Annotated in this window: 7 protein-coding genes; 1 reads left to right on the top strand and 6 read right to left on the bottom strand. The window is 64.9% G+C overall.

Translation table 11 applies throughout. From position 1 onward, the window contains the following. Positions 1-101 precede the first annotated feature (101 nt). Positions 102-3,233: an efflux RND transporter permease subunit gene (locus EN750_RS09740; protein WP_127396290.1), complete on the top strand. Its 3,132-nt coding sequence runs from the start codon at positions 102-104 to the stop codon at positions 3,231-3,233. 62 nt (positions 3,234-3,295) lie between these two features. Here EN750_RS09740 and EN750_RS09745 read toward each other — a convergent pair whose 3' ends face one another. From EN750_RS09745 to EN750_RS09770, 6 genes are all read right to left on the bottom strand, one after another. After that, a complete protein-coding gene (locus tag EN750_RS09745; protein WP_127269060.1) occupies positions 3,296-3,706 on the bottom strand; it encodes a GtrA family protein in 411 nt (136 codons plus the stop codon). Then, the gene (locus EN750_RS09750) at positions 3,703-4,512 is read right to left on the bottom strand and encodes a ChbG/HpnK family deacetylase (protein WP_127396291.1); all 810 of its coding nucleotides are present in this window, start codon (positions 4,510-4,512) and stop codon (positions 3,703-3,705) included. Before EN750_RS09750 ends, EN750_RS09745 begins: the two co-directional genes overlap by 4 nt. Next, the gene (locus EN750_RS09755) at positions 4,509-5,498 is read right to left on the bottom strand and encodes a glycosyltransferase family 2 protein (RefSeq protein ID WP_127396292.1); all 990 of its coding nucleotides are present in this window, start codon (positions 5,496-5,498) and stop codon (positions 4,509-4,511) included. The genes EN750_RS09750 and EN750_RS09755 overlap by 4 nt, the downstream gene beginning before the upstream one ends. Next, positions 5,491-6,654 (bottom strand): glycosyltransferase 87 family protein, encoded by a 1,164-nt coding sequence (locus EN750_RS09760; protein WP_127396293.1) that lies wholly within the window; start codon positions 6,652-6,654, stop codon positions 5,491-5,493. Before EN750_RS09760 ends, EN750_RS09755 begins: the two co-directional genes overlap by 8 nt. Positions 6,655-6,869: 215 nt before the next feature. Continuing rightward, on the bottom strand, positions 6,870-7,907 hold the full coding sequence (locus tag EN750_RS09765; protein ID WP_127396294.1) for a zinc-binding dehydrogenase: 1,038 nt from the start codon (positions 7,905-7,907) through the stop codon (positions 6,870-6,872). A 52-nt stretch (positions 7,908-7,959) separates the two neighbouring features. After that, positions 7,960-8,167: acyl-CoA dehydrogenase family protein (locus EN750_RS09770; protein WP_281062278.1), on the bottom strand; the 208-nt coding region annotated here is incomplete at its 5' end.

Below are 8,167 nucleotides of genomic sequence, written 5' to 3' on the forward strand. Positions count from 1 at the left end.
GGCGACATGGTGGTCACAGGGGGCACCCAGAGCGTCAGCGAGGGCGGCGCGGTCCGCCTTGCCGGCGAAGAGCAGCGCGCCGCGGACGCCGCCGCAGGCACATGACCAGCCCCGCCAACACTGCCAGCGAGACCGGCTTCACCGCCCTGTTCATCCGCAGGCCGGTGATGGCCTTCGTGCTGAACACACTGATTGCGGTCGCCGGCCTGGCCGCCTTCTACGGCGTCGAGATCCGCGAACTGCCTGATGTCGATCGCGCGGTCGTCACCGTTTCCACCACCTTCGAGGGCGCGGCGGCCGAGACCGTCGATCGCGAGTTGACCGACACCATCGAGGGCGCCGTCGCCCGCGTCTCCGGCGTCAAGTCGATCTCGTCGTCTTCCTCATTCGGCTCAAGCCGCGTCACCATCGAGTTCAACGATGGCGTCGATCTGAATGTCGCCGCCTCGGACGTGCGTGATGCCGTCGGCCGCGTCGCCAACCAGATGCCGGACACCGCCGATCCGCCGCGCATCGTCAAGGCCGACGCCAATTCCGACCCGGTGATGCGGCTGGCGGTGACCTCGGGCAACATGTCGATCCAGGACATGACCGTGGTGGTCCAGGACCAGATCGAGGACGAGTTGGCCGCCGTGCCCGGCGTTGCCGACGTCCAGGTCTATGGCGACCGCGACAAGATCTTCCGCATCGACGTCGATCAGAACAAGCTGGCCAGCCTCGGCTTCACGGTTGCCGACCTCAGGGCCGCCCTTGCCTCGGTCGCCTTCGATTCCCCTGCCGGTTCGATCACCACGACCAACCAGGACCTGATCGTCCGCACGACTGCCGACGTCACCACGCCGGGAGAGTTCGAAAACATCATCGTCGGAGGCACGACGCGCATCCGCGACGTCGCCACCGTCACGCTCGGCCCCGATGTCGGCCAGACCACATTGCGCTCGGATGGCAAGACGGGCATCGGCATCGGCATCATCCGCCAGGCGGAATCGAACACGTTGGACATCTCGACCGGCGTCCAGTCCGCCGTCGCCAAGTTGCAGGAAAACCTACCCAAGGGCATGTCGATCAAGATCACCAGCGACGACGCGGTCTTCGTCAAGGGCGCGGTGCACGAGGTCGAGATCGCGCTCGGCCTGTCCGTCACAATGGTGCTGATCGTCATCTATGTGTTTCTCCTCGACTGGCGCGCGACGCTGATCCCCGGCCTGGCGATGCCGGTCGCCATGATCGGCACCATCGCCGCCATCTATCTGGCCGGCTTCTCGGTCAACATCCTGACCGTGCTCGCGCTGGTGCTGGCGACCGGCCTGGTCGTCGACGACGCCATCGTCGTGCTCGAAAACATCGTGCGACGACGCAACGAAGGCATGGGACCGCGTGCGGCCGCTGTGCTTGGCGCGCAGGAAGTGTTCTTTGCCGTTATTGCCACCACCTTGACGCTGGTCGCCGTCTTCGTGCCGATTTCGTTCCTGCCCGGCCAGACTGGCGGCTTGTTCCGCGAATTCGGCTTCGTGCTTGCCATGTCGGTGCTCTTGTCCTGCGTGGTCGCGTTGACGCTGTGCCCGATGCTCGCCTCGCGCATGCTGACCGGCGCATCGCTCCACCACGAAGGTGGCCATGGCATCGGCGCCCGCATCGGCGGCGCGCTCAATACGGCCTACAAGCGCAGCCTGCATGCGTGCCTCGACGCGCCATGGATCGTGCTTCTAGTCGCGGTGCTGTTTGCCGGCACAGCCTTTACTCTGTTCGGCACCATCCGCCAGGAACTGACGCCGACCGAGGACCGCGCTGCCGTGCTTCTGCGCATCAGCGCCCCGCAAGGCGTCAGCCTCGACTACACAACGCAGCAGATGCAGAAGATCGAGAGACTGATCCAGCCGATGCGCGATTCCGGCGAGATCCGCAGCACTTTCGAGAACGCCGGCCAGAACGGCTCCTACAACTCCGGCTTCATGGTGATGACGCTGGCGCCGTGGAACGAGCGCAGCCGCAGCCAGCAGGAGATCATGGCCGAGATCAGCCAGCTGACCAGGCAGGTGCCGAGCGTGCGTATCTTCCCGGTGCAGCCCAACAGCCTCGGTATCCGTGGCGCCGGCAACGGCCTGCAGTTCGCATTAGTCGGCAACGACCGCAAGGCGCTCGGCGATGCCGCCGTGAAGATCATCGCCGAGATGCAGAAGGACCCGCGCTTCCAGACACCGCGCCTGTCCATCGACCCGACGCAGCCGCAGCTCGCCGTGGCCATCGACCGCGAGCGGGCCTCCGACCTCGGCATCGACATATCAGGACTGGCCAACACCTTGCAGGCCATGCTCGACGGCAACGACGTCGTCGACGTCTACATCGCCGACCGCAGCTACGGCGTGAAGCTGGTCTCGACCACCAATCCGATCAACGATCCGACGGATCTGGAAAACATCTTTCTGAAAACAGCCGACGGACGTTTCGTGCCGATGTCGACCATCGCCACGCTGACCGAACGCGCCGTGCCGCCGTCGCTGTCGCGCGAACAGCAGCAGCCCTCGGTCGCAATCACGTCCAACCTCAGCGGCGACTTAGCGCTTGGCGATGCGCTCACCCGCGCCGAGCAAATCGCCACGCCGCTGCTGCCGCCAGGCAGCCGCATCCTGCCGCTGGCCGAGGCGGCGACGCTGGGCGAGACCAACAGCGCCATGGTCACCATTTTCGGCTTCGCGCTGGTCATCATCCTTTTGGTGCTGGCCGCCCAGTTCGAAAGTTTTGTCAGCGCCGTCATCATCATGGCGACGGTGCCGCTAGGGCTGGCCTGTGCGATTTTCGCGCTTCTCCTCTCGGGCACCAGTCTCAACGCCTACAGCCAGATCGGCCTGGTGCTTTTGGTCGGCGTCATGGCCAAGAACGGCATCCTGATCGTCGAATTCGCCAACCAGTTGCGCGACCGCGGGCTTGGCGTGCGCGAGGCGATCGAACAGGCCTCGATCATCCGCGTGCGGCCGGTGATGATAACGATGATCTGCACCGTGCTCGGCGGCCTGCCGCTGGTGCTGGCGAGCGGCGCCGGTGCCGAGGCGCGCGTCGCGCTCGGCTGGGTCATCGTCGGCGGCCTGGGGCTGGCCACCGTCTCGACGCTGTTCCTGACGCCGGTCGCCTATCTCATGCTTGGCCGCTTCGTCACGCCGAAGACCCACGAGGAAGCCCGACTGAAGCGCGAGTTGGAGGAAGCCGCCTACACCAATGTGGAGCCGGCTGAATAGAAATCCCAGGAAAAGTGTGTAGCGGTTTTTCGTCCGGAATTTCGTAAGAAAAATAATTCTGCCTATCTCAGGAACCGGCCTTCGATCGACCAGCGCGCGGCGAGGAAATTCAGCACCGCCGCCACCACGACGCCGCCGATTTTCGCCGGCCACACCCCGATGATGCCGGCGAACAGCGCGATCGAGAGGCTGGAGACACCGAGCGAAATCAGCGCTCCAAGCGTGGCGAAACGAAGGAACGCGTCATGCAGCCGGATGGCTCGATTGCGCTCGAACGACCACAAGCCGTTCGCCGCGAAGGAAAAGGTGACGGCGACGAACCAGGCAGCGATGTTGGCCGGCACCGGCGGAACCCCGAGCTTGAGCAGCAGAAAAAAGCTGGCAAGGTCGATGGCCGTGTTCGCCAGTCCGACAATGGCGAAGCGGACGATCTTGCTGCCGGCCGAACGCTGGGGCCGATCGGCGTCGCTCATCTCTTGCCGTCCAAGATCTCGACGCCGGCGCGGGCCAGGCTGGCTCCGAACGCGTCCGATGCGAGGGCCGCGAATTCGACCTCGCGCACACCTTGCATCATGTCGCGCGCGCGCAGCGTCTCGTCGACATGGCCGGGATGACACATGAACAGCCCTCGCTCTGGCAACCCTTCGACGGCGGCCTGCAGAACCGCAGCGAACTTTTCCGGTTGCCGCCAGTCATAGATGCCGGCGAGCGGCTGGAAAACGGTGAAGCCCGCGCGCTGCATCGAGCGGTTGAACCCGGCGGCGAGCGCGGCAATCGCAGCGACTTTCGCTCCCGCGGCCAGCGCCGGGGCGCCGCGCAGGGCCGGCCTGTCGGCGCCTTCTGGAAACCGTGCGCACAGCCATGTGCGCACGACAGGAAGGAAATGCACATGCTGATGCCCGTCGACGAAATCGGGGCGGCGGCCAAGCGCCTCGACGAAGCGGCTGTACTGGGCGTCAAGCTCGGCATGGACATGGCGGGCGCCGATGCGGCCGCGCAGAACAGGCAAGGCCAGTGCGCGGAGCGGTGGCAGCCGGCCTTCCGGCGCCAGGGCCGACCGGCCGGTGACGGCCAACTGGTCGGTCAAGGTGAGGTGCAGCCCAACCGCAGCCCGGCCGCACAGCGGTTTTATGCGCTCTGCCTCCTTTGCCCACTCGGGAAAGCCGGTCATGCAGCTGGTGCCGGTCAGGCGCCCCCGATCGAGAAGATCGAGAATCCCGGCGGAAACGCCAGGCGCCAAGCCGTAATCGTCGGCGATCAGGCGAATGCGCCGCGTCATCTGTTCGGAGTTCCCGGCTCCGGCCGGTCGGCGGGGGCCTCGCTGCGCACGACATCGCGCACGAGATAGACCGGCCGATCCTTGCTCTCGCTGAGCGTCACCCAGACATATTCGCCGATCAGGCCAAGCAGGGTCAGGTTGAGGCCGCCGAGCAGAACGACGGCAACCAGCAGGCTGGGGTAGCCCGGAACGGCAATGCCGTAGAAGATCACCTCGAAGAACACCTTTGCACCATAGAGCGCGCCGGCCAACGCCGCGAGCAGCCCGCTAAGACTGATCAGGCGCAGCGGAATGACGGAGAACGAGGTGAACCCTTCGAGCGAGAAGGCGATCAGGTTGAGCCGGCTCCATTTCGATGTGCCACTGGCGCGGCCTTCCGGCGAATAGGGCAATGCTTTCTGGCGAAAGCCCGCCCAGGCAAACAGGCCCTTGTTGAAGCGACGCTTGTCACGCAGGCTGGTCAGTGCGCGCGCCACGGCGCCGCGCATGACGCGAAAGTCGCCGGCATTTTCAGGAATGTCGAAACGCTGGCTGCTGTTGATCAGGCTGTAGAAAAGCCGTGCAAGCTGGCTGCGCCGCCAACTCGCCTCGCGGCGGTCGTTCTGGGCATAGGCGACGTCGATGTCGGGATGGTTCACCAGCTCGGCGATCAGCTTCAGGCTGATGTCCAGGGAATGCTGGAGGTCGGCGTCCATGATCAGCACCATGTCGCCGCGCGACTGGTCGAGGCCGGCGAGCACAGCGACTTCCTTGCCGAAATTGCGGCTGAGGCGGACGATCTCCCACGATCCCGTCAGCGCCTGCGAAAATCGTCCGGCGCCATCGTCACGGCTGCCGTCATCGACCAGGATCTTGTGCACGGTCATGCCGAAGCGCTGTGCCACGGCCGCTTCGAGCTCGCCGAGCAGGCGCGCGAAGGCCGATGCCGAAGCCGCCTCGTTGAAGAATGGCGCAACGATATCGAGGCTCTGTCGCAACTCAGCCATTCGCGACTCCCGCATTCACCACCTTTTCCCGTGCCTTGGCCCAGAACCACCAGATCAGCAAACCGGCGATGAAAGTGATGGCGACCGGCCGGAACCAGGGGAAGAGGAAATCGTGCACATGGCGCTCGACGCCGCTCAGGCCGGTCACGAACAGCGTCATCGACAGCACCGAGGCGAGGACGCCGCCTCGTTCTTCGCGCCACAACAGGGCGATGGCAAGACCGGCTGGTACCGCGATCATGGCAAAGGTGTTGGGCTCGACGCGCGGGTTGAAGACGCACATGTAGAAGGTGGCCGTCAGGAAGATCGCCAGCGCTGCCTTTCCCCCTTCGAGCCTGCGGTCGAACCAGATGACGGCTGAAAGCGTAAGGAGGGCCATGACCATGCGCACGATCGTTGCGCCGAATTCCGGTATCGGCAGCCCTATCGTGGTGAACGGTGCCGTGAAATCCGTGGACACGAAATGGCTGGTATTGTCGACGGCCATGGAGGTCAACATCTGGGCGAAGACACGATACTGATCGTTGAGATAGCCGGCGGGAGCAAAAGCGTAAGGCAGTGCGAGCACGAACAGCACCGCCAGCACCAGCACCGGTATCAACCGAAGCCGAAGGGCTCCTACCAACAACAGCATTATGATCGCGGTCGGCTTGGCGATGATGGCAAGCGAAGCCCAGAAGAACGTCTCCGCCCGTCGCCCTTCCAGCGCCGACAATGTGAGAAGCCAGCAAGCGGCGGTCAAAAGGATCGTCGCCTGGCCGTTGCGGATCGCGCCGAGCGCCATCGGCAAAGCGAGGAAGAGGCCGAAAGAAAGCAGCCACATCAACTCGCCACCACCGAGCTTGCGCACCTGCCGCATCGCGGCATAGGTCAGCACCGCAAACCCGAGGGAGTGCCACACCACGCCGCCCAGATGCGGACCGAGCTTGACTATCGGAGTGTAGAGCGCGGCGAAGGCCGGCGCGTAGAGATACCCCATCTCGGATTGGGTGTCGTAGAGCGGCAGACCGGCCAGAAGCGCCTCGCTGCCGTCTATATAGGCCTTCCATACCGTCCGCGTGTACGGCGACCGCAGGACCATGGCAAGAACGACCAGGAACGCTCCGATCCACAGGCCAAACCCCAAACGGTCGAAAACCGGCTTGGAAATCGTCATCAAGGCACCCCACACAATCCCGGAACAAGCTCAGTCCAGCCTGTCCCGGCATTCGATGGCGGCGGCATATCACGGACGCAGCGGCATGGCATAGGGGGCTTGATGGACGCGGGTATCGGCCTGACGGTCCCGAGGCGGCGGATAACCGGCAATCTCTGACGCAAAGCACTCCGAGGCCCCCTCGCGTCCAAGCTTCTCGAACCTTTCGAATTGGCCTAAGGCCGGATGAACACCTTGCCGTTCGGCTTGGCCAGTTCCGCCGGCACCCGCGTCATGGCCTCGGCAAGCGGCACCACCGCTGTCACGTCGGTCGACCAGCGCCCGTCGGAAAAACGCTTCTGCGCTTCCAGGATCGCCGGGCCGCGGCGATCGCGGAACTGGCGCATCCACTCGCTCAGCCAAAAACCTTCGATACGCTTGTGCTGGAAGATCAGTTGGCCGGGCTCGCGGATAACAGTGGCTTCGGGATCGAGCCGCCCATAGATGATCCAGCGCGACCGCTTCGGCATGATGTCGAAGATGGCGGAAGCCAGCGGCCCGGTCACCGCGTCGAGAAAGATGCGCGGCTGCTCGGCCTTCACCACCTCGCGTAGCGCCGCCTTGAAATCCGGCGCCTTTTCGTTGAGGACGTGCGCCGCGCCGAGCGCTTTCAGCGCCGCGATCTGGTCGTCGCGGCGCACGGTGACGATCGGCCGGAAGCCCTCTCCGTTGGCCAGGCCAATGATCAGCTTGCAGAGCTGGCTGGCGCCGGCGGTCATCATAAAGGCCTTTCCGCCTTCCTCCTTGACGACGTCGAACATGGCGAGCGCGGTGAGCGGGTTGACGATCATCGCCGCGCCATCCTCGTCGCGAACGGTGTCGAGCAGCGGGATGCAAACATCGGCCTCGGCTACGGCATAGTCGGCCCAAGAGCCCCAATTGGTGACGCCCGTGGCAAAAGCGACACGCTTGCCGATCAGGCCTTTGGGATAGGGTTCGTCCCCGCTGGCGACGACAATGCCGACGCCCTCGAAGCCCGCCGGCTGTCCCTTGGCGCGCGGCTGGCCGTACTGGCCCTTGACGAAGGCGATGTCGGAGGGGTTGATCGAGGCGAGGTTGACCTTGATCAACACCTGCGTCGGTCCGGGTGTCGGCACCGCGATGTTGCCCGGCTCGAGATACGGCTCCATCGCCTCCAGCACACTGCCGCTCAGCGTCCTGGTGTAGCCGTCGCCGACCAGCAGCAGCGCCTTCATTTCGGAGGGGACGGCCATTGGAACACTCCGTGCTTGGGCTGTCGGCATCGCCGGATGACGATGCCGGCGCTCAGACCTTTTCTTGCGTGTATTTCTTCAGCTCGGTGCGCGCCACCTGACGGCGATGCACGGCGTCCGGACCGTCGGCGAGGCGCAAGGTCCGCAGATGCGTCCACGACCGCGCCAGCGGCGTGTCCTGGCTGATGCCTTGCGCGCCGAACATCTGCACCGCCTCGTCGGTGACCTTGAGCGCGACGCGGGGTGCCACCACCTTGATC

Source organism: Mesorhizobium sp. M7A.F.Ca.ET.027.03.2.1, from assembly GCF_003999175.1.
Taxonomy (GTDB): domain Bacteria; phylum Pseudomonadota; class Alphaproteobacteria; order Rhizobiales; family Rhizobiaceae; genus Mesorhizobium.

Excerpts from the sequence above, each read along its gene's own strand:
- EN750_RS09740 (WP_127396290.1), top strand. The coding sequence starts at position 102 with ATGACCAGCCCCGCCAACACTGCCAGCGAGACCGGCTTCACCGCCCTG.
- EN750_RS09745 (WP_127269060.1), bottom strand. The coding sequence starts at position 3,706 with ATGAGCGACGCCGATCGGCCCCAGCGTTCGGCCGGCAGCAAGATCGTC.
- EN750_RS09750 (WP_127396291.1), bottom strand. The coding sequence starts at position 4,512 with ATGACGCGGCGCATTCGCCTGATCGCCGACGATTACGGCTTGGCGCCT.
- EN750_RS09755 (WP_127396292.1), bottom strand. The coding sequence starts at position 5,498 with ATGGCTGAGTTGCGACAGAGCCTCGATATCGTTGCGCCATTCTTCAAC.
- EN750_RS09760 (WP_127396293.1), bottom strand. The coding sequence starts at position 6,654 with ATGACGATTTCCAAGCCGGTTTTCGACCGTTTGGGGTTTGGCCTGTGG.
- EN750_RS09765 (WP_127396294.1), bottom strand. The coding sequence starts at position 7,907 with ATGGCCGTCCCCTCCGAAATGAAGGCGCTGCTGCTGGTCGGCGACGGC.